The organism is Pseudomonas fluorescens (genome assembly GCF_040448305.1).
Taxonomy (GTDB): Bacteria; Pseudomonadota; Gammaproteobacteria; order Pseudomonadales; family Pseudomonadaceae; genus Aquipseudomonas; species Aquipseudomonas fluorescens_BH.
Window position 1 is genome coordinate 3,874,874 of sequence record NZ_CP148752.1, and the last position, 22,692, is coordinate 3,897,565.

21 protein-coding genes and 3 pseudogenes are annotated in these 22,692 nt (G+C 57.2%); 14 read left to right on the top strand and 10 right to left on the bottom strand.

Going from position 1 to position 22,692, the window contains the following annotated elements; genetic code table 11:
• Window positions 1–110: 110 nt before the first annotated feature.
• The gene (locus WHX55_RS17605; protein WP_150725658.1) at window positions 111–596 is read left to right on the top strand and encodes an adenosine-specific kinase; all 486 of its coding nucleotides are present in this window, start codon (window positions 111–113) and stop codon (window positions 594–596) included.
• Between the two features lie 84 nt (window positions 597–680).
• Here WHX55_RS17605 and merR read toward each other — a convergent pair whose 3' ends face one another.
• Window positions 681–1,079 carry an Hg(II)-responsive transcriptional regulator gene (merR, locus tag WHX55_RS17610; protein ID WP_150754873.1) on the bottom strand — a complete coding sequence of 133 codons (399 nt, stop codon included), beginning with the start codon at window positions 1,077–1,079 and terminating at the stop codon, window positions 681–683.
• A gap of 81 nt (window positions 1,080–1,160) precedes the next feature.
• Here merR and WHX55_RS17615 point away from each other — a divergent pair, with 81 nt between their 5' ends.
• Window positions 1,161–1,346, top strand: a complete 186-nt coding sequence (locus tag WHX55_RS17615) for a cation transporter (RefSeq protein ID WP_150754874.1) — start codon at window positions 1,161–1,163, stop codon at window positions 1,344–1,346.
• A gap of 7 nt (window positions 1,347–1,353) precedes the next feature.
• Window positions 1,354–1,560 (top strand): annotated as a pseudogene (locus WHX55_RS17620) (GDCCVxC domain-containing (seleno)protein); the annotation flags it as partial.
• Window positions 1,561–2,035: 475 nt separating this feature from the next.
• Here the strand turns inward: WHX55_RS17620 and WHX55_RS17625 are convergent.
• The gene (locus WHX55_RS17625; protein WP_353740917.1) at window positions 2,036–2,281 is read right to left on the bottom strand and encodes a hypothetical protein; all 246 of its coding nucleotides are present in this window, start codon (window positions 2,279–2,281) and stop codon (window positions 2,036–2,038) included.
• Window positions 2,282–2,891: 610 nt separating this feature from the next.
• On the opposite strand from WHX55_RS17625, the gene WHX55_RS17630 reads away from it, so the two are divergent.
• The 3 genes from WHX55_RS17630 to WHX55_RS17640 all read left to right on the top strand — a co-directional run bounded on the left by WHX55_RS17630 (window position 2,892) and on the right by WHX55_RS17640 (window position 6,182).
• Entirely contained in the window at window positions 2,892–3,764 is an 873-nt protein-coding gene (locus WHX55_RS17630) for a TauD/TfdA family dioxygenase (RefSeq protein WP_353743063.1), read from the top strand.
• A gap of 108 nt (window positions 3,765–3,872) precedes the next feature.
• Window positions 3,873–4,352 (top strand): 2,4'-dihydroxyacetophenone dioxygenase family protein, encoded by a 480-nt coding sequence (locus WHX55_RS17635; RefSeq protein WP_353740918.1) that lies wholly within the window; start codon window positions 3,873–3,875, stop codon window positions 4,350–4,352.
• 180 nt (window positions 4,353–4,532) lie between these two features.
• Window positions 4,533–6,182, top strand: a complete 1,650-nt coding sequence (locus WHX55_RS17640) for a 3-(methylthio)propionyl-CoA ligase (protein WP_353740919.1) — start codon at window positions 4,533–4,535, stop codon at window positions 6,180–6,182.
• Between the two features lie 60 nt (window positions 6,183–6,242).
• Here WHX55_RS17640 and WHX55_RS17645 read toward each other — a convergent pair whose 3' ends face one another.
• Window positions 6,243–7,286, bottom strand: a complete 1,044-nt coding sequence (locus WHX55_RS17645) for an alpha/beta hydrolase (protein WP_353740920.1) — start codon at window positions 7,284–7,286, stop codon at window positions 6,243–6,245.
• Window positions 7,287–7,397: 111 nt separating this feature from the next.
• Between WHX55_RS17645 and WHX55_RS17650 the strand changes: the two genes are divergently transcribed.
• The gene (locus tag WHX55_RS17650) at window positions 7,398–8,435 is read left to right on the top strand and encodes an AraC family transcriptional regulator (RefSeq protein WP_353740921.1); all 1,038 of its coding nucleotides are present in this window, start codon (window positions 7,398–7,400) and stop codon (window positions 8,433–8,435) included.
• A gap of 446 nt (window positions 8,436–8,881) precedes the next feature.
• Window positions 8,882–9,916, top strand: coding sequence for an AraC family transcriptional regulator (locus WHX55_RS17655; protein WP_353740922.1), 1,035 nt, complete (start codon window positions 8,882–8,884; stop codon window positions 9,914–9,916).
• A gap of 149 nt (window positions 9,917–10,065) precedes the next feature.
• Here the strand turns inward: WHX55_RS17655 and WHX55_RS17660 are convergent, their stop codons facing one another.
• Window positions 10,066–11,397 (bottom strand): MFS transporter, encoded by a 1,332-nt coding sequence (locus WHX55_RS17660; protein WP_353740923.1) that lies wholly within the window; start codon window positions 11,395–11,397, stop codon window positions 10,066–10,068.
• Between the two features lie 662 nt (window positions 11,398–12,059).
• Here WHX55_RS17660 and WHX55_RS17665 point away from each other — a divergent pair.
• The gene (locus WHX55_RS17665) at window positions 12,060–12,917 is read left to right on the top strand and encodes a TauD/TfdA family dioxygenase (protein ID WP_150754881.1); all 858 of its coding nucleotides are present in this window, start codon (window positions 12,060–12,062) and stop codon (window positions 12,915–12,917) included.
• Window positions 12,918–12,982: 65 nt separating this feature from the next.
• On the opposite strand, the pseudogene WHX55_RS17670 reads toward WHX55_RS17665, so the two are convergent.
• Window positions 12,983–13,197, bottom strand: a pseudogene (locus tag WHX55_RS17670) (IS110 family transposase); the annotation flags it as partial.
• Window positions 13,198–13,446: 249 nt separating this feature from the next.
• On the opposite strand from WHX55_RS17670, the gene WHX55_RS17675 reads away from it, so the two are divergent.
• Entirely contained in the window at window positions 13,447–14,106 is a 660-nt protein-coding gene (locus WHX55_RS17675) for a MarC family protein (RefSeq protein ID WP_150754882.1), read from the top strand.
• An 87-nt stretch (window positions 14,107–14,193) separates the two neighbouring features.
• On the opposite strand, the gene WHX55_RS17680 is transcribed toward WHX55_RS17675, so the two are convergent.
• Window positions 14,194–14,967, bottom strand: coding sequence for a transporter (locus WHX55_RS17680; protein WP_224789168.1), 774 nt, complete (start codon window positions 14,965–14,967; stop codon window positions 14,194–14,196).
• A 373-nt stretch (window positions 14,968–15,340) separates the two neighbouring features.
• Here WHX55_RS17680 and WHX55_RS17685 point away from each other — a divergent pair, with 373 nt between their 5' ends.
• Complete coding sequence (locus WHX55_RS17685) at window positions 15,341–16,999, top strand: arylsulfatase (RefSeq protein ID WP_150725683.1); 1,659 nt, start codon at window positions 15,341–15,343, stop codon at window positions 16,997–16,999.
• A gap of 234 nt (window positions 17,000–17,233) precedes the next feature.
• Here the strand turns inward: WHX55_RS17685 and WHX55_RS17690 are convergent, their stop codons facing one another.
• Window positions 17,234–17,692: a helix-turn-helix domain-containing protein gene (locus WHX55_RS17690; RefSeq protein ID WP_353740924.1), complete on the bottom strand. Its 459-nt coding sequence runs from the start codon at window positions 17,690–17,692 to the stop codon at window positions 17,234–17,236.
• Between the two features lie 137 nt (window positions 17,693–17,829).
• On the opposite strand from WHX55_RS17690, the gene WHX55_RS17695 reads away from it, so the two are divergent.
• From WHX55_RS17695 to WHX55_RS17705, 3 genes and pseudogenes are all read left to right on the top strand, one after another.
• Entirely contained in the window at window positions 17,830–19,113 is a 1,284-nt protein-coding gene (locus tag WHX55_RS17695; protein ID WP_353740925.1) for an MFS transporter, read from the top strand.
• Window positions 19,110–20,006, top strand: a complete 897-nt coding sequence (locus WHX55_RS17700; RefSeq protein ID WP_150725642.1) for an EamA family transporter — start codon at window positions 19,110–19,112, stop codon at window positions 20,004–20,006. The genes WHX55_RS17695 and WHX55_RS17700 overlap by 4 nt, the downstream gene beginning before the upstream one ends.
• Window positions 20,007–20,062: 56 nt before the next feature.
• Window positions 20,063–20,197, top strand: a pseudogene (locus WHX55_RS17705) (hypothetical protein); the annotation flags it as partial.
• Between the two features lie 292 nt (window positions 20,198–20,489).
• On the opposite strand, the gene WHX55_RS17710 reads toward WHX55_RS17705, so the two are convergent.
• From WHX55_RS17710 to hisQ, 3 genes are read right to left on the bottom strand one after another with little or no spacing between them, the layout of a single operon-like run.
• The gene (locus WHX55_RS17710) at window positions 20,490–21,257 is read right to left on the bottom strand and encodes an ATP-binding cassette domain-containing protein (RefSeq protein WP_151215151.1); all 768 of its coding nucleotides are present in this window, start codon (window positions 21,255–21,257) and stop codon (window positions 20,490–20,492) included.
• Window positions 21,258–21,277: 20 nt separating this feature from the next.
• The gene (locus WHX55_RS17715) at window positions 21,278–21,991 is read right to left on the bottom strand and encodes an ABC transporter permease (protein WP_353740926.1); all 714 of its coding nucleotides are present in this window, start codon (window positions 21,989–21,991) and stop codon (window positions 21,278–21,280) included.
• Window positions 21,988–22,677 carry a histidine ABC transporter permease HisQ gene (gene hisQ / locus WHX55_RS17720; RefSeq protein WP_353740927.1) on the bottom strand — a complete coding sequence of 230 codons (690 nt, stop codon included), beginning with the start codon at window positions 22,675–22,677 and terminating at the stop codon, window positions 21,988–21,990. The genes WHX55_RS17715 and hisQ overlap by 4 nt, the downstream gene beginning before the upstream one ends.
• Window positions 22,678–22,692 lie beyond the last annotated feature (15 nt).

Here is a 22,692-nt window from a genome sequence, read left to right on the forward strand (position 1 = left end):
AGGCAGCAATCGGCCAGAAGCCGTCAGTTGACGGAGCAATAACAAATGAGTAGCTATGCTTGTTTTGTTGCCAGACTCTGATAGCAACATCGTGAAAGGAGGCGTTTGAGATGCAACTCATCACGTTGAAAATCGATAAGCCGGATGTGACGAACTTCATTTTGGGTCAGACGCACTTCATCAAGTCCGTCGAGGACATCCACGAAGCGCTGGTGAATGCCGTGCCAGGTATCCAGTTTGGCGTGGCCTTTTGTGAAGCCTCTGGCAAATGCCTGGTGCGATGGTCTGGCACCGATACCTCAATGATTGAACTGGCACAGAAGAATGCGAAAGCCATCGCCGCAGGCCATAGCTTCATCATTTTCCTGGGTGATGGTTTCTATCCGCTGAACGTGTTGAACACCATCAAAATGGTTCCAGAGGTCTGCCGTATTTTTTGTGCAACAGCCAATCCAACCGAAGTGATTCTCGCCGAGACGCAACAAGGGCGAGCAATCCTGGGCGTAGTGGATGGCTTCTGTGCCCAAGACATTGAAGGCGATGAAGACATCCTGTGGCGCAAGAACCTGTTGCGGCAGATTGGCTACAAGCTGTGAATGGCAAAGCGAGCACGCTCGGCCCTGCGTACCCTGCACGGGGTGCTGGCCTGACGCCTATGCAGGGTGCCCTGCCACCAGGCATCACTCCCTGTCGAGCGCATCGATGATAGGGCATACGGCCCCGCCGCCGCTTGCATCGCATTGCCGCACCAGTCCACCCAGCACCTGCTGCATTGCTGCAAGGTCGGCCATCTTTTGCTCGATCAGGGCCAGCTTGCGCACGGCCAGTGCCCGAGTCTCGCTACAACTGCAGGCCGCATCCAGTGTCAGCAGTGCACCCACCTCATCCAGCGTGAATCCCAGCGCCTGTGCCCGTTTGATAAAGCGCAGCCGTTTGACCTGCTCCGGTAGATAGCACCGATAACCGACGAGCGGCTTTGGCGGCTCATCCAGCAAGCCGCGTCGCTGGTAATAACGAATAGTCTCGATGTTCACGCCGGCAGCTTCCGCCAACTTGCCGATACTCATTCCTGTCGCCATCACGCGCCCCTTGATTCCGTACCTGGGTACGGAGTGTAGAGTGACTCCAGGTTAGAAACCATCAGGTTCGACGTGCGGAACATGACTTGTGCGGTATGTCCGATCACGGTCAAGAGATCGCTGGAGCAGCTGCCCGACGTGAGTACCGTCAAGGTCGATTTAGCCGAGAGGATGGCCATCGTCACCTATGACCCCGATAAAGCCGATCCCGAGGCGCTGACCAAAGCGACGACGAATGCAGGCTATCCCTCCACCGTGCACAAATGAGGCAGCCATGAGTCCCGTCATCCTCGAATCCGTGCTGACCTGCCCGCATTGCAGCTTCGCCAAGCAGGAGGCCATGCCCACAAATGCCTGTCAGTTTTTCTACGAATGTGACAATTGCAGGACTCTGCTACGCCCAAATCCCGGTGACTGCTGTGTGTTCTGCTCGTTTGGCTCGATGAAGTGCCCGCCGATCCAGGAGCAGCGCGGATGCTGTGGCATTCGCACGAATGTTCCTCCACCTGGGGGAAATCCCGTTTTCGGGGGGGAGATTCAGGGTCAGCTTTCGTCTGCAGGAAGTAGCCTGGAAGGTAGCGCAAAAGGCCCCAGGCTTGCGGACAAGCGTCTTTCACTCAAATGGCTTGATTATTGCGTTATTGCTCATACGAGCTCCCAACTTACCAGGCACCCATGTAAAAGCAGCGGTTATGGGAGGTGTGTCATGTGGAATCAACCTCTGATGCTTGTGGTGATCTACCTTACGATCACCCTCAGCATCGGCTGGTTGTGGTCCATTGCTGTCCTGTATTGGCTTTGAACCAATGGGAAAAGTGAATCACCACCTGATTTTATAAACACAGATGACCGGCAGCTATGGCCAAAAGCAGACGCCCGATGATTTTTTGCAAAACAGAGCGCCCGCTCACCGCTACGACGCTGAATCGCCCCACCCTTCCAGGACGTTTAATGCATCAGTCGTCGTTGTCGTCGCGATCGCGGTAGCGACGGTGATCGCGATCATAGTCACGAGAATCATAGCCACGACGATCATAGTGGCGGCCATAACCTTGATCATCGTCATCCCTTTGGTCGTAACCACGTCGATGATCATGGTCGTGATATCGGCCGTACCTTTCTCCATCATCCCAGTGAGGGCCACAGCCTCCCAACAACAAGAAACTGAAAATGGCCAGGATCGTGATGACTGCGCGATTCATAGGAACGTCCAAAACATCGGGGGTATTGAATGGTTATGGCTGCTGGAAATCTTCATCCGGACAACGTTCAGCCGTAACTGTGACCACTGACTAACTTAATGATTCCGTTGAAAAATACAGACAAGTGATGGTCACACTCGTGAACTAATAACCCTTTGACCTGTCGACCAGATTCAACAAAGACATCCCCTCACTCTCTCTTCGCAGGTTCTCGACTATCACCGCCACACCCCCTTCAATCTGCACATCGCTTCGCGAACGACAGGCTATCGCCATGACAAAACGGCAATGTTCGAAGGAACCAGAAAGCAAACCGACGACTTGATGTGGCCGTCATCGCTTCCAGTCATGAACCCGGCTCGTCGTCCCAATATGCGAAGAAACTGTCCTGCTACGCCCATGGCATCGCGCCCGGGATACCTACTATAGGACCGCCACCCCTGCCCAATCAGCAGGAGGCAGTTACCTATACCGGATGCACAAATTGCGCACCGCCGTACAGCACGGATTGGAGACAACAATGACAAAAGTCGCCGCAACCCAAGACGCTCCTTCACCCCTCACCCCCTCCGCACCCGCCATTATCCGGTCGTCAGTGCGCCAGCATTCGATCAAGGTGCAGATTTGCTCCCCCGCCATCGGTGCCGAGCTCAGCAACGTCAACCTGTCCGACGCTGCCCAGGATCCCGAACTGATCGCAGAAATCAGGGCGCTGTGGCTGAAGCACAAAGTACTGTTCTTTCGCGACCAGGACATCACCCCCCTGGAGCAACAGCACTTCGCCGCGCAATTCGCTGAGCTGGAAGCCCATCCCCTGGCGCCGAGCCATCCGGAGGCGGACAAGCTGCTGATGCTGTATCGCAATCTCGATCCGGACAAACCCAAGAGCTATGTTGAAAAGGCCAGCCGCGAAAACCTCTGGCATGCCGATGTCACCTACAAGAAGGCGCCGCCCCGCGGAGCGGTATTGCGTTGCGAGATGGGACCGGAGGCCGGCGGCGACACCCTGTTTTCCAACATGGTGATGGCTTACGAAAACCTGCCGCAGGCCATCAAGCAACGAATCGACGGCCTGTACGCAAAACATGGTGCCGAGCAGACCTTTGGCGCCCAGTTGCCACGCGAAGAACGTCATGCGATGGCCGCGAAGAACCCTGCCGCTGAACACCCGGTGGTGCTTACCCATCCAGAGACTGGCGAAAAGGTCTTGTTCGTCAACTCCGCGTTCACCACCCACTTCTCGAATTTCTTCAACTTCGAGAATATCCGCTACGGCCAGGACTTCATGCCAGAGGCTCATCACCTGATGAACTACCTGATGTCTCAGGCCGCCATTCCGGAGTACCAGGTACGTCTGAAGTGGCGAACCAATACGGTTGCCATGTGGGACAACCTGCAAGTCCAGCACTACGCGGTAGCTGACTACGGCAATGCGCCAAGAAAGATGCTGCGCGCGACCCTCGCGGGTACCCCGCTCACCTGATCCGAACAGTCTCCCCAGATAAACCGGGGCACCCGACCAGCAGAAATTGTCGGGCGGCCTTGGCTGCCGACGAAAACTCGATCTGAACCGCATCATTGGAGAAATGACATGCTCTATGAACACGTCGACACCGCAGTCATCGATGGCGAATCGCTGCCGTGGATACCCTTTACGCCCTACGCCGAAAACGTCCTGCTCAAGTACTTCAAGCTTGACCCGATCCGCGGTGAATGGATCGTCATGATGAAGTCGCCGATCGACATGCAACTGCCCAAGCACCACCACACGGGTACGGTGATGGTCTACACGATCGAAGGCCAATGGAAATACAAGGAGCATGACTGGATCGCCGGCCCTGGCAGTATCGTGTATGAGACTGCCGGATCGACTCACACGCCTGAAGTCGTCAGCACGGGAAGCACAGACGGCTATGTGCTCACCCTGGTTCAGGTTAATGGCGATCTCGCGTTCCTGGACGGCAACGACAACATCGTTGCCCTCGAAAACTGGAAGTCTGGATTGCATCGCTATCTTGCTTATTGCGAGCAGCATGACATCGCGCCGAAAGACCTGACGGCATTCAACTGATCCGGATTTCATAGGAAACCCGGCGCCTCTGGTTCAAGGGGCGACCGGGCCAGGTGCCGGATAGCAATCATTCAGGGGAGGGAAACAGGCTGTGTCGGGTCGCGGTCTTGACGCGAAATCTGACCCGGGCCTGGCCGCCTGCTCGCTCCCCGATCACAGACAAGCGAACGGAGCGATGCCATGAAAGGCCTGATGATGCAAAAGCAGCTTTTGATTTCTTCACTCATTGAACATGCCGACCGCCATCACGGCGATAGGCAGATCGTATCCCGTCGGGTGGAGGGCGATATCCATCGCTACACCTTCCGCGACTGCCACCGCCGCGCGCGCCAGCTGGCCAGCGCGCTGACCCGCCTGGGCGTCAAGCCTTCCGAACGGATCGGCACATTGGCATGGAATGGCTATCGGCACCTGGAGTTGTACTACGGCGTTGCCGGCATGGGTGCCATTGTGCATACCATCAACCCTCGTCTGCATGAAGACCAGGTCGCCTACATTGCCAATCACGCCGAAGACCAGTACATCTTCTTCGACTTGACCTTCTTGCCGCTGATCAAGGTCATCGCCGGGAGCTGCAATAAGGTCAAGGCGTTCGTCGCCATGACCGATCAGGCGCATATGCCCAAAGATGCCGGCATCGACAATTTGCTGTGCTATGAAGACCTCCTTCAACAGGGATCCCCTGACTACGCCTGGCCGATTTTCGACGAGGATGCCGCCAGTACGCTCTGCTACACCTCTGGCACGACGGGCAACCCGAAAGGGGTTTTGTACAGTCATCGCTCGTCGGTGCTGCACACCTATGCGGCCGCGCTGCCGGACGCCCTGAATTGTTCGGCGCACGACGTGATCCTGCCCGTTGTGCCGATGTTCCATATCAACGCCTGGGGACTTCCGTACATCGCGTGCATGGTCGGGGCAAAGCTTGTATTTCCCGGACCTGCCCTGGATGGAGCATCGCTGTTCGAACTGCTCGAAGCCGAACAGGTGACACTGTCCGCGGGTGTCCCGACCGTGTGGCAAAGCCTTCTTGGTCATGTGGAAAAAACCGGCCGGCAGTTCTCCAGCATGAAACGCAGCATCATTGGTGGTGCCACCTGCCCCCCGTCCATGCTGCACACATTTCAGCAAACCTACGGTGTAGCGGTATTGCACGTCTGGGGGATGACGGAACTGAGCCCTATCGGAACCGTCGGCACCCTGAAGGCCAGGCACGTCGAAATGTCCCCGGCAGAGCGTTATGCGGTGCAATCCAAGCAAGGCCGAGCGGTGTTTGGCGTCGACATGAAGATCGTTGACGCTGATGGCATGGAATTGCCTTGGGACGGCGCCACCTCAGGTGAGCTGTTGGTGCGTGGGCCATGGGTGGTGCGCGATTATTTCAGGAACGAAGCAAACAGTTCGCCGCTGCTCGAGCACGCAGGCCAAGGGTGGTTCCCAACCGGCGATGTAGCGACCATCGATGTCGATGGCTTCATGCAGATCACCGATCGCAGCAAGGATGTGATCAAGTCGGGTGGCGAATGGATAGGCTCCATCGAACTGGAAACCATTGCGATGGCCCATCCGGCAGTCTCCCAGGCGGCCTGCATCGCCGCCAAACACGCCAAGTGGGACGAACGCCCATTGCTGATCGTCGTCAGGAAGCCGCAAGCGACACTGACGCGGGAAGAGCTGCTCGCCTTTTATGAAGGCAAGATCGCGAAATGGTGGACGCCGGATGATGTGATCTTTGTGGATACGATTGCGTTGGGCGCTACGGGCAAGGTCCAAAAGAACCGTCTTCGGGAGCAGTTCGGTGACCATCTGCTGGTCAAGGCTACCGGCTGAGCAAGTGCATGCACTGTGCGTGGCCGCGAGTGATCGCGACCGCGCACAGTGCACTCGTTTCTAGCGCTCCAACTGCTCGAGAAACGTCAGGAGCAATTCATTAACTTGATCGACGCTTTCTTCCGCGGCGCTATGGCCCACGCCGGGTAGCAATACCTTCTTCTGTAGTCCGGGCAGATAAGTATCGAGCTGTTCGTAGAGCGCGCGGATTTCGATCGGCTCCAGCGAAGGGTCGGCGGCACCGCCAATGAACAGGCTCGGCTGGCGTACCACTGCACCGTCGAGAAACGCGGTGATCTCCCAATTCCGGTCACGACAGCGGTAGTAGTTCAAGGCACCGGTAAACCCTGTGCGCGTGTATTCAGCGACGTAGTAGTCGAGCGCCCGCGCGCTCAGCCATGACGGGAACTCGCCCTTGGGCTCAGTGAACGCGTTGAGAATGGGCTCACCAGGCTCGACGAACAGCCGCCAGCGTTCAGCCCCGACAGCACTGCCGGAGATCGAGTAGAAGACGCTGCGCAAGGTCTTGCGCGGATCGCTGACCAACTCGCGGTCCGGCTTGTCGAGCTGCTGGAAATACAGGTGGTGATACACCCTGCCCTTCGCCATTGCCTGCAAACCTACAGTCGGTTTGACCTTGCCGCGCGGTGGCACCGGCGTATTGAGCATCACCAGGCCACGGAACAGGTCCGGCCGCAGCATCGCCGCCGCCTGGGCCACCCAGGCGCCCAGGTCGTGCCCGATGATCACCGCGGATGTTTCGCCCAGCGTCGCCATCAAGCCGACCATGTCGCCGACCGCCTGACTCATGTCATAGGCTTCAATGGCATCGGGGCGATCGGTTTGGCCAAAACCCCGTTGATCAGGGACCACGACTCGATAGCCGGCCTCAGCCAACACCGCGATCTGGCGCCGCCACATGTACCAAAGGTAAGGAAAACCGTGCAGCAGGATGACGAGAGGACCTTGCCCCTCATCGATGTAATGCATGCGAATGCCGTTGAGTTCGGCAAAGCAGTGGTTGAATGCATCCGGGTCGTCAGCGTCCACCTGCGTCCTTGCCGCGAGTGGCTGACCGATACCTGTAGCGGTGCGGGTGTCCATTATCTACCTCCAGCTTTGTTGTCATTGTCGGCGTGAAGGTAGCCCTGAGCGGCTGTCCTGCACTAAGCTTCTCAGGACACAATCTGGTGAAACTGGGACACGAGGCCAAGCATGTATACCTTGACGCGAAGCGCCAGCCTTACCGACTTTGAGCAAGTTGCCCGTTCAGTGGGGCTCGATCCATTTCGCATGCTGCGCATGACCAGGCTACCGGCCAGTGTCCTAGACGATCCGAACATCATGATCAGTAGCGATTCGGTAGGCTGGCTGCTGGAGGAGTCAGCCCGCCTGTCCGGCCATGAGTCCTTCGGACTGCTGCTCGCGGAAACCAGGCACCTTTCCAACTTTGGCTTGCTCGCGCTACTCATCCGCGAGGAGCCAACGCTTCGCGCAGCCTTGCAATCGTGCTTTCGCTATACGCGCTTGCATAACGCCGGTGTGCAATTGTGGCTCGAGGATGTAGGCGACCTGACCCTGCTGCATGTGGGTGTGAACATGCAGGGCCATCATGGCGTCTGGCGCCAGGCGATTGAACAGGCAACCGGTATTATGCTTCGGACGTTGAGCATTCTGAGCGGCCATACCTTCCGGCCGGTAAGGGTCAGTTTCACTCACGACCGACCTTCCAGCCTGGAAGTGCACCAGCGCGTGCTGGGATCAACTATCGAGTTTTCCCAGGAATTCAATGCCATCGTTTGCCGCAGGCGCGACCTGGACATGCCTATTCCCATGGCCGACCCCGCGTTGCATCGCGAGGTGAAGCGATCGCTGGACATGCAGTTGGCCAACCTGCGCGACGAACCGGCGCAGCGGGTACGCCAGATCGTCAAGATGCTGCTGCCAAGCGGACTGTGCTCTGTCGATGGCGTGGCCCAGCATCTTGGCATGCACCGACGCACCCTTAACCGACACCTGGCGGCCGAGGGAGAGAGTGTCACGACGATCATCAATGCCGTACGCGCCGAACTCGCCGAAGAGTATCTGGCCAACAGCAAGCGCCGATTGTATGAAGTCGCCGAACTCCTCGGCTTTTCCTCTGCCGGTGACTTTTCACGCTGGTTCCGCAGCCGTTTTGGCAAGACACCCTCGGCTTGGGCCGTCTCCTACCGAGCGAGCAAGACGGCATCCAGCCCCCTATCGCTTGAGTAAAAAAGCAGGTTAATGGCCGACTCAAGCCTGTTGGCCAGCCACATTGCCAGAGCCTCGCACACCCGACGTATCTGACCCCGCCATCCCTGCGCAAGCGTCCCAATACGCGAAGATTCTGTCCCACAATGCTCCTTGCATGACTCTCGTACAACCTACTATGGGTCAGTGGCCCCTGCTCCGTTGATGGGGGCCACAACACCTACCGGATACACGTAGACCGCCCAGGATCCTGGGTCCTTGATGGCTCCAGCGGTTCGTGAATTCGGGTCCAGCAACCAATTCGATGGTGATGCAAAAAATACGATCCTGGATCTGATCGCGCCACTTGCAGTCCTCCACCGGGATCTACGCGCAAGCCACGCAAACGTCATCAGAACAGCACCCGATCGCGCAACACATCTTCAATGGAAATGAAACGTCACCATCGGCCGAGGGAAGTCCTACGCATGCCCACGCTTGTTCGCGCCGCCGTTTTGACCAAATACCTGGAAGTTACCCAGGACCTGGGATTCAACCCGCACGACGTCATGGCAGTCGCAGGCCTGAACAAGGCTCAGCTGCAAGACCCCGAATCCCGCATCCCCATCGATGCCGCCGTGCGACTGCTGGAAGATTCGGCCACCGCCAGCGGTTGCCAGACCTTCGGCCTGAGCATGGCCGAGTCGCGCCAGCTTTCGGACTTCGGCGTGGTCAGCCTGCTGCTCAGTCATCAACGCACCCTGCGCGAAGCGTTGCAGGTGATGGTGCGCTACCGTCATCTGATGAACGACTCGCTGGCCATCTTCGTTGAAGAGTGCGGCAAGATGGTGATCGTTCGTGAAGAGATGGTCACCGAGTCGCCGATGCCCAGTCGCCAGGCCACGGAACTGGCCATTGGCGTGACGTTCGGTCTGTGCTCGGCCCTGCTCGGCTCACACTGGCGCCCTTACAGCGTCAACTTCATGCACCAGCCGCCGGACAACCTATACCTGCATCGGCGGGTGTTCGGCTGCAACCTGGAATTCGGCAGCGAGTTCAACGGCATCGTTTGCCCTGCCGCCAGCCTCGATATGATCAACCTCAATGCCGACCCGACCATGGCCCGTCATGCCCAGAGCTACCTCGACTCGCTGCAAAGCCCCGAGACCACCTCGACGCTGTTCGAAGTGCGCAAGGCCATCTACCTGCTGTTGCCCATGGGCCGCGCCACCATTGAGCAGATCGCCCAGCACCAGGGGATGAACGTGCGCACCCTGCAACGTCGCCTCAAGGACCATGGCTGTGCCTTCAGCGATCTGATCAACGATGTGCGCCGCGCCCTGGTACTGCGTTATATGGAAAACCCGAACCACTCGCTGAGCCACATTGCCGACATGTTCGGCTTCTCCATGGCGAGCTCCTTTACCCGCTGGTTCATCAACCAGTTCGGCATGCCACCAGCGGTGTGGCGCAGCACGCAGAAACAGTCCGGTTCGGACGCTGCCGCCTCCAAGTCATTCTGAACACACGGCAAAAAAACGGCGACTGCTGGTACAGTCGCCGCAAAAACGGTGTTTGTGAAACAGGTCGGGAACCTCGCGTTCCCTCCCACCGGCATTTGCCAATCAGCCCCCTATGAAAATGAAACACACGTCGAGATGTAAACGACGACTCACAACTTCACCTCTAACCCGACTTCGCTGATGGACTCAGGCACGCTCTGCCCCTGAAGGCGGGCAATGTCTTTGTGGTAATGACACTTGGCATAAAAGAACACCGCCGCCGCCACGAGGCTGACCAGTGGCACCAGTTGAAACGCGGCATGCAGACCGATGAGGTCCGACACCCGGCCGGTGATGAACGGCCCCGGCGCCAGCCCCAGCAGGTTGTTGGCCAGGGTCAGTGTGGCGAACGCCGTGCCGTGCACCGAGTAATGGGTCAGGTTGGCAACCATCGCGCCGCTGGGGCCGGTGGTGCCGGTGGCAATCAGCATGCCCAGGCAGATCAGCAGCAGTTGCACCGGTCCCGCTTGCAAGGCAAAGGCTGACGACAGCAACAGGCAACTGCCCAGGCAGAAGCCGATGGCCAGGCTGACCTTGCGCTCCGGCGAGTGGCGACACAGCCGGTCGCTGAGCATGCCGCACAGGATCATCCCCACACCGCTGCACAGCACGATGCCCGCCGCCATGCCACCGGCCTTGTCGGTAGGCATGTCGTAGTAGCGGTTGAGGTAACTGGGAATCCACACCATCACCGTACCGCCGACAAACAACTGCAAACCGCTGGCGACATAGGTCGCTACCACCGAACGGCTGGACCAGAGCGTGCGCAGCGGACGCTTGACCGCGGCGGCCGTCTTGTTCGCAATCTGCGCGGCACGTGGCGGCGCAATGCGTGCTTCCTTGACAATGAGCGGATAAAGCATCGCCAGCGCCAGGCCAAACAGCGACATGCCGGCGAACGACCAGCGCCAGCCCAGCTTGGCCGCGATGGCGCCGCCCAGGGCCATCCCTAAAACAGCGCCGAACAAACCGCCGGCCATGAAGGCACTGGCCAGGGTGGCCCGCATATGTTTGGGGAACACCGAGATCACCACGGCGATGCCGACGCTGCCATAGGCAGCCTCACCGACACCGACCATGAACCGCGCGATGAACATCTGCTGGTAATCCTGCGCCAGCGCGCAACCCAGGGTGGCCACGCTCCACAGCAACGCCATCAGCGCCAGGCTCTTGACCCGGCCGAAACGGTCCGCCAGCAACGACAGGGGAAACGTCAGCAGGCCGACCATCAGGGCAACGATGCCGCTGAGCAGACCGAGTTGTCCGTCGCTCAACGCCCACTCAGTCTTGAGCAACGGGAACACCGCGTTCAGTACCTGACGCGACATGTAATCGGAAATCAACAGGCCGAACGTCAAGGCAAAAACGATCCAGGCATATTGGCGCGCAACGCCGACGCAACCTGCGTCGTCATCGTCAGCGGCGATTGGGTGAAAGGCCATGCAGCCTCCTCGAAGTCTTTATTTTATTGTTGTTATCAAGCGTGTAGCCGGACGGCGAGCAATGGTGTCTTCAAAACCCGCACGCGGGTGCATCTACATGGCCAGGGCCATGCTGTTGCCCGGCAGAACGTTCTTGGGCAGGGATTCGGCGGTCAGGGTTGACCAATGCGCATTGCAGTGCGTGCATCCACTTTCTACCTCCATCTATTTTCAGTAGTCGGCTTGAAGGTAGTCCCGACAGGGCGCCTTGCACTCAGCTTTTCAGGACACAATATTGTGATATTGGGACAGGAGAATCCCGGTACACCCTGACGCGCAAATGAGACACCTTCCAATTTGGGCATGCTCGCGCTGCTCACCCGCGAAGAACCAACCATTGCGCGCATTCTTGCAAACTCAAACTCGCTAGATGTTGTTGCGCAATCAGCGTCCCAATATGCGAAGAGTTTGTCCCGCAATGCCCATGACGTCGCTATCGAGCAATCTACCATGGGACCGCAATCGCTCTGCTGATCGGGCCAGAGCGTATGCCGGGCACGCGTACCCCCACTCACCGAACCCGCAAAGACTGGATCAACAATAAAAAGCGCCACCGTGTATCAAGGCACGATTTCACCTGCCCCGCCCACGGTCCGGCCATAAACCATCGAAACGGAGACGCCATGCGAGTCGAACAACTGACCTGTGCCATCGGTGCGGAACTGCTCAACGTGAATCTTGGCGACGCAGTGCGCGATGATGGCTTGTTCAATGAAATTTACGCGGCGCTATTGAAGTTCAAGGTGCTGTTCCTGCGCGACCAGGATCTGGACAAGCTCTCGCGCCGCGATCACGAAGCATTTGCCATGCGCCTCGGCCAGCTTGAAACCCATCCGATGCTCCCCAGCCACCCGGAGGCCCCTGGTCTCGTGCAAATCTACAAGACCCCGGAGAATCCAGCGGATCGCTACGAGAATGCGTGGCACTGCGATGCCACCTGGCGTGAATCGCCTCCGATGGGCGCTGTACTGCGTTGCATCGAATGCCCACCGACCGGTGGCGACACCATGTGGGCCAACATGGTGCTGGCTTATGACAACCTGCCCATAGATGTGAAGCAGGAAATCGACAGCCTGATCGCCAACCACAGCTTCAATTCCTCCTTCGCCGCCGCCATGCCAAAGGAAAAGCGCCTGGCGATGAAGGCGCATTATCCGGATGCCGAGCATCCGGTGGTGCGTACCCATCCCGAAACGGGCGAGAAGGTGTTGTTCGTCAATGCCTACGCTACGCATTTCGTGAACTACCACAGCCAGGGACGTGTGCGTGTCGGCCAGGACTACAACCAAAAAGGCGTCGACCTGCTGAAGTACCTGATCAGCCAGGCCTACAACCCCGAGTACCAGGTCCGTTGGCGCTGGAAGAAAAACAGCGTGGCGATATGGGACAACCGCTGCACCCAGCACTATGCAGTGATGGACTATCCGCCCTGCCATCGCAAGATGGAGCGCGCGGCCATTATCGGCGACAAACCCTACTGACAAGTAAAACGGCCCGGAGTCCAGAGACGCTGCTGAGCGCCTGCTTCACGCCCTGAGGAAGTCAGTCAACCTGAATCGAGGTTCTTCAGCAGCGGTGACCACGCTTCCTCAAGGCATTCAAATAGGTGGTTTCATCGTAGAGCGTCCTGGTCTGCCAGCACCGATACAGAATCCGAATCCACTTAAACGCGAGTGCGCGTACAGCAGCCTGGTAGGTGCTCCCTTTGGCGCGTTGCTGCCGGTAGAAAGCTCCAGCCCAAAAGGATTTATTGATGGTCTGACCCGTCCATTCCCAACTTCTGCTCTTCACCATACGGCTGACCAGTCCATAGCAAGTGCATCCTCGGCGCTAATGGGCTCGCCTTAGAGCATGGTAAACAATATCCATCGCCCAATTCTGCCTTCATCCATTTTATGCCTCTCTGTAAAGTTCCACTCCCCAACTCTTGGGTTTTACGGCAATGATTGAGGCGAACTGTTCTTGATCAGCTATGGTGAATCGGTACACAACGCACTTGGCAGATCATCCATGAACGCGTATCTCACCCTGTTTTTCGGCATGTTCACCACCCTGCTGGCAATCATCAATCCACTTGAGGCCATTCCAGTTTTCCTAGGTCTGCTGCAAGACAAGGACGTCGCTGAGCAGCGTCATGTGGCACGCAAGGCCTGCCTTTATGCGCTACTACTGATGTTTTTCTTTCTGATTTTCGGCAACCTGCTGCTGCGTTTGTTCGAGGTTCCCCTGAGTATGATTCGGGTAGTCGGCGGGGTGATTCTGATGCGCATCGGCTTCGAGCTTTTTGCCCCGTCGCCCAACAGCAACCTGATTCCAAGCGGTGGCAAAAGTGACCAGGACGTATCCTTCATACCCATGGCCATGCCGATCATGTTCGGCCCCGGTGCCATCGCCACAGTGATTGGCCTGACTAGCACCATTAAGGATTCCGACCGCGCCATACTGTCCTTTGCCGTGATCGCACTGGCGATCTGCGCCACCATGTTCGTCACCTATCTGTCTTTGGCTTACGCCAATACCATCCTCAAAAAGATTGGCCCGCAAGGCATCGACGCCGCGACCCGGATCGTCGGCTTTTTCGTTTCGGCGATGGGTGTAGGCTTGATCTTCCACGGGACGGTAGAGTTTCTTCAGTCGTATGGGGTGTTGCTCAACGGAGTAGCGAAGTAGGACTGCAAAAGCTTTGGGTTTTGCCTTGCTCCGAAAAGCAAGGAGTATCCCGACCACTCCTAACTCAATGGCCCTACAGCGTTGCATTCATTTAGGAAACAACAGCGTAAACGCTACCCGAAATCCCCAGCCCTCGGGTCCATCTTCCGGGCTGTCGGCCCAGTAACGCGGGCCGGCTTGCAGGGTCATGGGTTGATGACCCACTTTGAACAACTGAGTGACGAACAAGTTGATCGGCACTGACCACTCCCGGGTTTGCCAATCGTAGGTGGACTCGGTATTGATACCGAAAGTGGTGTAGGTATGGGTGGTGTAGCTGAAGAAGGGTTGCAGGAACGTCTGGTTGACCTTGTCCTTGTCATCCGGCGGGCTGTTTTCCAGCGACCAGATGTGGTTGGCAAGAATACCGCGGGTCCAGCCGTCATGTTGCTTGAGCGCCACCACTGTAGGGCCCAATCCCCATTGCTCGCTGCTCAGCAGTTCGTCGCTGCCGGTGGGCACCAATATGGCTGGGCCTACTCCCCAGATCCAACCGTTGGCGGTTTCCTTTTTGGGTGAAAAAAAGAAGCTTTGAGTGACGTCTCCCACACCTGATTTATCGGCAACCCCGCCGGGCACCAGGCCATGCTGATCGATGACGGGCAGGATGGTTCGGGAAATCAGATTCCATTCCTCGTTGAGACTGAAAGGGAGCACCGGCTGGATATTAGTGACGCTCTGATAGCCCTCACCGCTGGGGCCGAGTTTTTGGTTCCAGTTGTATTGAATCGGCAAACTGTATAGCGCGGCGACCGGGTTCAGGGATTGTTTGGCTAGCTCTGCCTGGCTATCGGCAGCGACGCCAGATTCAGACCAGACCATCGCTAAGGCAATAAAGCGAGCAAGCTGAAAGCCTTTGTTCATTGCCAGCTCCTTTCTCAGGGGGGAGAGAATTGGACAACTGCATCGCTACTGTAAGGCTGAGGGTTAGCCCTAGCGCAAGTTGAGCGTAGATCAGGTTTTTGAACCGTGTTCAGAAAGAACAGTAGATGCAGCCGGGTAATTACCCGTTAAACTGGAAAACCGCACTAGACTCTACCTGCGCCTTAACTTGTGCATGGTCATGCAGTCAGGGGGAAATGATTCTGTACGCAGTACCTAGGCTAATTACTCGGTGGTCAATGCACCAAGAGTCAATGTGGTTGTGCACTCATCACCCGGTTGCCAACACAATGAAACAACGAGGATTGCTGATATGGACAAGCTATCAGATCGTTTCAAGCTGTCTGTCGTGTTTGCTGCATTATTGTCATTGAGCGGGCTTACCCACGCCGCTCAAACGGAAAAAACCAATATCCTGTTTATCGTCTCCGACGACACTGGCTATGGCGACCTCGGTCCCTACGGCGGTGGGGTCGGTCGAGGCATGCCTACGCCCAGCATCGATCAGTTGGCGGCAGAAGGCGTCACTTTTTACTCTTTCTATGCCCAGCCAAGTTGCACGCCCGGTCGGGCGGCGATGCAAACCGGGCGTATCCCCAACCGCAGCGGCATGACTACCGTAGCCTTCCAGGGTCAGGGTGGTGGCTTGCCCGCCGCCGAATGGACGCTGGCCTCTGTGCTGAAAACTGGTGGCTACGACACCTACTTCACCGGCAAATGGCACTTGGGCGAAGCCGATTACGCACTGCCCAATGCCCAGGGCTATGACGTGATGAAGTACGTCGGCCTCTATCACCTCAATGCCTACACCTACGCGGACCCGACATGGTTCCCCGATATGGATCCGGAAACCCGCGCGATGTTTCAAAAGGTGACCAAAGGCGCGTTGTCCGGCAAGGCCGGTGAAAAACCGATCGAAGAATTCAAGGTCAACGGCCAGTACGTGGACACGCCTGTCGTGGACGGCAAACCTGGCGTGGTCGGTATTCCATTCTTTGATAATTATGTCGAAAAAGCCGCACTGGAGTTTCTCGACACCGCCGCCAAATCGGACAAGCCGTTTTTCATCAACGTCAACTTCATGAAAGTGCACCAACCGAACTTGCCGGCACCGGAATTCATTCATAAGTCCATGTCCAAGTCCAAGTACGCCGACTCTGTTGTCGAACTCGATACCCACATTGGCCGCATCATGGACAAACTTAAGGCGCTCGGCCTGGATAAAAACACCCTGGTGGTTTACACCACTGACAACGGGGCCTGGCAAGATGTTTATCCAGATGCCGGCTACACCCCTTTCCGCGGGACCAAGGGCACAGTGCGTGAGGGCGGAAACCGGGTTCCGGCAATTGCCGTCTGGCCAGACAAGATCAAGCCGGACACGAAAAATCACGAGATTCTCGGCGGCTTGGATTTGATGGCGACGTTCGCGTCTGTTGCCGGTGTAAAGCTGCCCGAGAAAGATCGCGAAGGTCAGCCGATCATCTTCGACAGTTATGACATGACGTCAGTGCTCACTGGCAGTGGCCCTTCGCCGCGTAAGGAGTGGTTCTACTTCACCGAAAACGAATTGTCCCCGGGTGCCGCCCGTGTCGGAAACTATAAGGCTGTGTTCAACCTGCGGGGTGATGATGGCGCGCCAACCGGTGGTCTGGCCGTAGACACTAACCTGGGATGGAAAGGCGCACAAAAATATGTGGCCACCGTGCCGCAAGTCTTTGACTTGTGGCAAGACCCGCAAGAGCGCTATGACCTCTTCATGAACAACTTTACTGAGCGCACCTGGACAATGGTGCCGATTTCGATGGCGATCATGAAACTTATGAAAACCTACGTCGATTACCCGCCACGCAAATTGCAAAGCATGGGTTACGACGGGCCGATCGAGCTATCGCAGTACCAGAAATTCCAATACGTGCGTGACACCTTGAAAAAAGAAGGCATCAACCTGCCTTTGCCAGCGGGCAACTGATCAATCAGCTGAAAAATGGCGGCCTCATCAGAGGTCGCCCCTTCAATATGATGTTTGCGAGTAGTGTCATTCTTGAGATCCTTAGCCGTCTTCAATGGCTATATTGGGTCGTTTTCAGCCTGTCGCGACGGGCAGAAACCGGCCAAAAGCGGACATGCTCTTGTCAACTACGCCCAGCACACTGGCTCTAATTCCCCTGGCGTCGTTCTGGTATGAGACAAGTCTGCTGTTGATTCACGACTCACCGTCAACAAGTCTCACTCTGTGGCAGTCAGACGGTCCAAGTTTTTGACCGTTTGATGAGCGAACATCAATCGGCATCAGAGGCTGGCCGGACTCGTTGTCCATCAGCACAGAACGCGTCTCCTGCGGCTTGAACAGGAAACGTTCGCCCCACTGCCTCAAACAGACCACAACCGGAAAGATCTCCCGTCCTTTGTCCGTAAGGACGTACTCCTTGTAGGCGCTTCCATCTGACGCCGGTCGAACGTCGAATACCCCGACCTCGACCAACGTTTTCAGTCGCGATGCCAGAATATTCTTGGCCACGCCCAAGCTCTTTTGAAACTCGCTGAATCGGCGAATGTCATCAAAAGCGTCGCGGATGATCATCAGCGACCAGCGATCCCCAATTGCCTCCAGTGTCCTTGCTACCGGGCATTCGCTGCTTTGCGGAAAAGCGTCTTTGACCATCTTTTTGACCTTCCGGAATGTGGATTTGCCAAGTCTGTCCATCAGCCTGGCGCAATGTGGTTGCAATTTAAAACCTGATACAGCAACAATTGAAACTAGTTTTTAATTGAAACCAGTTTAACGCCATGGAGGTGTTCATGACAGCAGATGCCAACTCAGCCACCAAACAGCTCTCCAGGCAGCCTTCGGGATTGCGGCATCCGGATACCGGAGAAAGCAGCAGGACCGACCGGACTGCGGGGCTTTCGCCGTTGCTCACGTTGTTGTTTTCTGTCACCTGCGCGCTTGCAGTAGCCAACGTTTATTTCGCACAACCTTTGCTCGATTCAATGGCTCAGAGCCTGGGTGTGACCTCATCAATGATCGGGGTTGTGGTGACGGCTACTCAGGTTGGTTACGCACTCGGGTTGCTGTTCATCGTCCCGCTGGGCGATTTGGTCAATCGTAAGCGGCTGATTCTGACTCAAGTACTGCTGTCTGCGGTTGCGCTCGCGGCGGTCGGCACAGCACAGCAATGGCTGGCCCTGTTGGGTGCCATGATCGTGTCGGGCTTACTGGCAGTGGTCGTTCAGGTGATTGTGGCCTATGCCGCCGCACTGGCAACGCCAGCACAACGCGGGCATGCCGTGGGGACGGTAACCAGTGGAGTTGTCCTGGGCATTCTTCTGGCGCGGTTTACCTCGGGCCTGATTGCAGACATCGCGGGCTGGCGCGCCGTTTACTTTGTGTCCTCAGGATTGATGCTGACCCTCGCGGCGGTGCTGTGGAGAGTGGTTCCTGACACCCCGTCGCCGAGGCATCAAGACGGCTACCTCGCGCTCATCAGTTCTCTCTTCAAACTGTTCATCACCGAACGCACCTTGCGCACCAGGGGGCTGCTGGCGCTATTGATCTTTGCCGCTTTTTCCGTGCTGTGGACCGCCATGGTACTGCCGTTGAGCGCCCCGCCGCTGTCGCTTTCACACACTGCCATCGGCATGTTTAGCCTGGCCGGCGTCGCCGGTGCCCTGGCTGCCAGAAGAGCCGGACGCTGGGCCGATCAAGGTCTGGGACAGCGAGTGACCGGCTTTTCGCTGGGGCTCCTGACGCTGTCCTGGTTGCCCATCACGTTTGCCGAGACTTCCCTGATCGCGCTGGTCTGCGGCGTAGTCCTGCTCGACTTCGCGGTGCAAGCAGTACACGTCACCAACCAGAGCATCATTTTCGCTGCACGCCCCGACGCCCAAAGTCGCATGGTCGGCGCCTACATGTGCTTCTACGCGGTCGGTAGCGCGCTGGGAGCCGCAGCCGCGACCCAGATTTATGCGCTTTGGGGCTGGATGGCAGTCAGCCTGCTGGGTGCCTTGATCAGCGCTGCTGCCCTGGTGCTGTGGTTTCTCACATTTCATCTCTCAACGGTCAATCAAGGAAGATCAACATGAAAGCCAGGCACCTGCTACTCGCCATCTCGATTACTGCCATATGGGGCGTGAATTTCTCGGTTATCAAACTGGGGCTCACCACCGTTGACCCATTCATTCTTGCCGGCATTCGCTTCACGCTATGCGCGCTCCCGGCGATCTTTTTCATTCCGAAACCTGATGTACAGTGGCGCTATATCATCGGTTACGGCCTGGTCTTCGGTATCGGACTTTGGGGCATCGTTAACCTGGGCATCAAGTCCGGTCTTTCCGCAGGCATCGCTTCACTGGTGCTGCAGTTCAGCGCGTTTTTCACCATTGTATTGGGCTCATGGATATTCAAGGAAACCATTTCCCGCTTTCAGTACGCGGGCATGGGTCTCGCTCTGTGTGGTTTATTGAACATCCTCTCCATCGTTGACGGGACAGTAACAACGGTCGGGTTGATTCTGGTGCTCCTGGGAGCGGTCGCCTGGAGTGCGGCCAACGTAATCAACAAAAAAGCCAAGACCACGCAGGTTTTCGCCTTCCTGGTGTGGTCGAGCGCGTTTTCGCCCATCCCCCTTTTCGCACTTGATTACGCTGTTAACGGCTCGACGGGGTACTACGCACTGGTGAATCAACTCGACTACCGCGCCGTCCTTTCGATCCTGTTCCAGGTATACCCCAATACACTGTTTGGCTACTGGGTGTGGAACTCACTTCTGAAACGATATCCAGTGTCCACCGTCGCGCCATTGTCGTTGTTGGTGCCGGTATTCGGCCTGCTCGGTTCAGTCATGATTTTCAATGAGAGCCTGTCAGTCAACAAAATCGTTGCAGTCGTTCTCATCGTGTCGGGTCTTGGCGTCGGCTTATACGGACAGCGTGTCCTAAGTGCGGTGCTCAAGCGTTCTGACCGATGCCCATCGTGATGTAACAGCACGCGCTGGAGCTATGATTTCTGAGGATTTCATCGCAGGGATCGCCCATGAAGCGCTTTGTCCAAGGTGAACATCGAGGCCAAGGCACCTTACTTCCCGAGAGCCTCGACGACTACGTCAGCGATACCAATCCGATGCGCGTAGTCGACGTCTTTGTCGACGAACTCTACCTGGTCAATCTGGAAGATGATGCGAGTCCGAAAACGGACGGTTGAGTATCCCTTCGGGACGCTGAAGGCAGGGAGGGTCGGATTGAGGGTCACACATAAGTGACTCATGGTCGGTCGCGAGCCCGGCGATGCAGTGACTTTCTTTCGCAGATTCGTTGTTGACTTGATCAGCGAAGCCCCTTCCCTTTGTTTATCGGCGGCGAAAGCCTGAGAGGCATTGGCAATTCACCTTTTTTTTGGGGGGGGCCGCCGAGCGGAATCAGCTCCAAGGGCAAATCTGCGTTGATAGGCTCACCACGGGTAACTACTTGAGGCTCCCGGCCAGGAACTGCTGCAACCGCTCGCTTTGAGGCTGTTCCAGCAGCGTGCCTGGCGCTCCCGACTCCTCCACCCGCCCCTGATGCAGAAACATGACGTGGTTCGACACCTGCCTGGCAAACGCCATTTCGTGGGTGACGACCACCATCGTCCTGCCCTCTTCGGCCAGTTGCTGCATGACCTTGAGCACCTCGCCCACCAGTTCAGGGTCAAGGGCTGAGGTCGGTTCGTCGAACAGCATCACCTCAGGTTCCATGGCCAGCGCACGGGCAATGGCCACCCGCTGTTGCTGACCGCCGGACAAATGCACCGGGTACTGGGCCTCGACTTTTTGTGGCAGCCCCACCTTGGCAAGGTAATGACGGGCCCTTTCCAGCGCCTGCGCCCGACTGATACCGAGCACGCTCATCGGGCACTCGATGATGTTTTCCAGCACGGTCATGTGGCTCCACAAATTGAAGTGCTGAAACACCATCGACAACCGGCTGCGCAGGCTCCGTAACTGCCCGGGGTTAACCACACACAACTCGCCCCTTGAGTTTCTGCGGGTGAGCAACTCTTCGTCATTGACGACAATGCGCCCGGCCGACGGTTGTTCCAGATGGTTGATACAACGCAAGAAGGTACTTTTCCCGGACCCGGAGGAGCCGATGATGCTGATCACATCACCCGCCCTGGCCTTGAGCGAAACCCCTTTCAACACTTCATGGCTGCCGTAGTTTTTATGAACATCTTCAACGATCAATTTATACATTTGAGCAAGTCCGATAGGGGTCAGTGCGTCCGCGGTTTGAGGTAGGCCAGCCAATGCAATTCGCCGCGTCGAAACAGCCAGATCAGGAAAAAAGCACTGGCGGCGTACAACACCCCGGCAATGCCAAAGGCGGTAAAGGATGCATAGGTCGCCGAGTTGACATCCCGGGCGATCTTCAGCAAATCAGGCACCGTGGCGGTAAAGGCCACCGAAGTGGAATGCAGCATCAGAATCACTTCATTGCTGAAGAACGGCAGTGCGCGGCGCAACGCCGACGGCAGAATGATCCGCCGATAAAGCGTGAACCGGCTCATCCCGTAGGCGCTGGCGGCCTCGATTTCGCCGTGAGCTGTCGCTCTGATGGCGCCGGCGAAAATCTCGGTCATGTAGGCACAGGTATTGAGCCCGAAAGCCAGTACAGTGCAGTTGAAACCGTCACGGAAAAACGCGTTGAGAAAGTCCTGGGACCGCACCACATGCAAGCTGTACACCCCGGTGTAAAAGAACAGCAGCTGGATGTACAACGGGGTGCCACGAAACACGTAGGTGTAACACCAGACCGGCAGGCGCAGCAGCGGGTTGCGGCTGACGCGGGCAATCGACAACGGCACCGCGAGCACAAAACCAATCACCACCGAAAGTATGAGCAGCCACAACGTCACCGCCAACCCGGAAAAATATGGCCCGTCACTCCACAGGTAAGCCTGCCAGTAGTCCTGGAGAATGCCGTTCATAACGCAGCCTTCCTGACACCGACCGAGTAGCGGTGCTCCAGCCACAGCAACACACCATTGGACACCGTGGTAATGGCGAGGTAGATCAGGCCGCCGACCAGCGTGAAGTAAAAGAACTGCATCGAGCCCTTGCCCGCATCCTGGGTGGCCTTGACCACATCTGTCAGGCCGATGATCGAGACCAGCGCAGTCGATTTGATCAACACCTGCACGTTGTTACCAATGCCGGGTAGCGCATGGCGCAACATTTGCGGGAACAGGATTTTGCGAAAGGTCTGCCCGTGGGTCATGCCGTAGGCCCTCGCCGCTTCCATCTGCCCCGCTGGGACTGCCTGGAAGGCGCCGCGAAAAGTCTCGGTAAAGTAGGCCCCGTAAATGAATGCCAGCGTCACGACACCGGCCAGAAACGGGTCGATATCAATTTGGGCAATGCCCAGCCAATCGGTCATCCGGTTGAGCACCATCTGCAGGCTGAAGAACAGCAGCAACATGATTACCAGGTCCGGCATGCTGCGGATCATGGTCGTGTAGGCCGTGGCCAGCGTGCACAACAAACGATTGGACGATAACCTGGAACTGGCGCCCATCAGCCCGATCAGGACGGCGATCAGCAATGAACAAAGCGCCAGTTTGATGGTAGCCAGGGTGCCCAGCAGAATCTGCGGGCCAAAACCTTCCAGAAGCATCTCACTCTCCTTGTT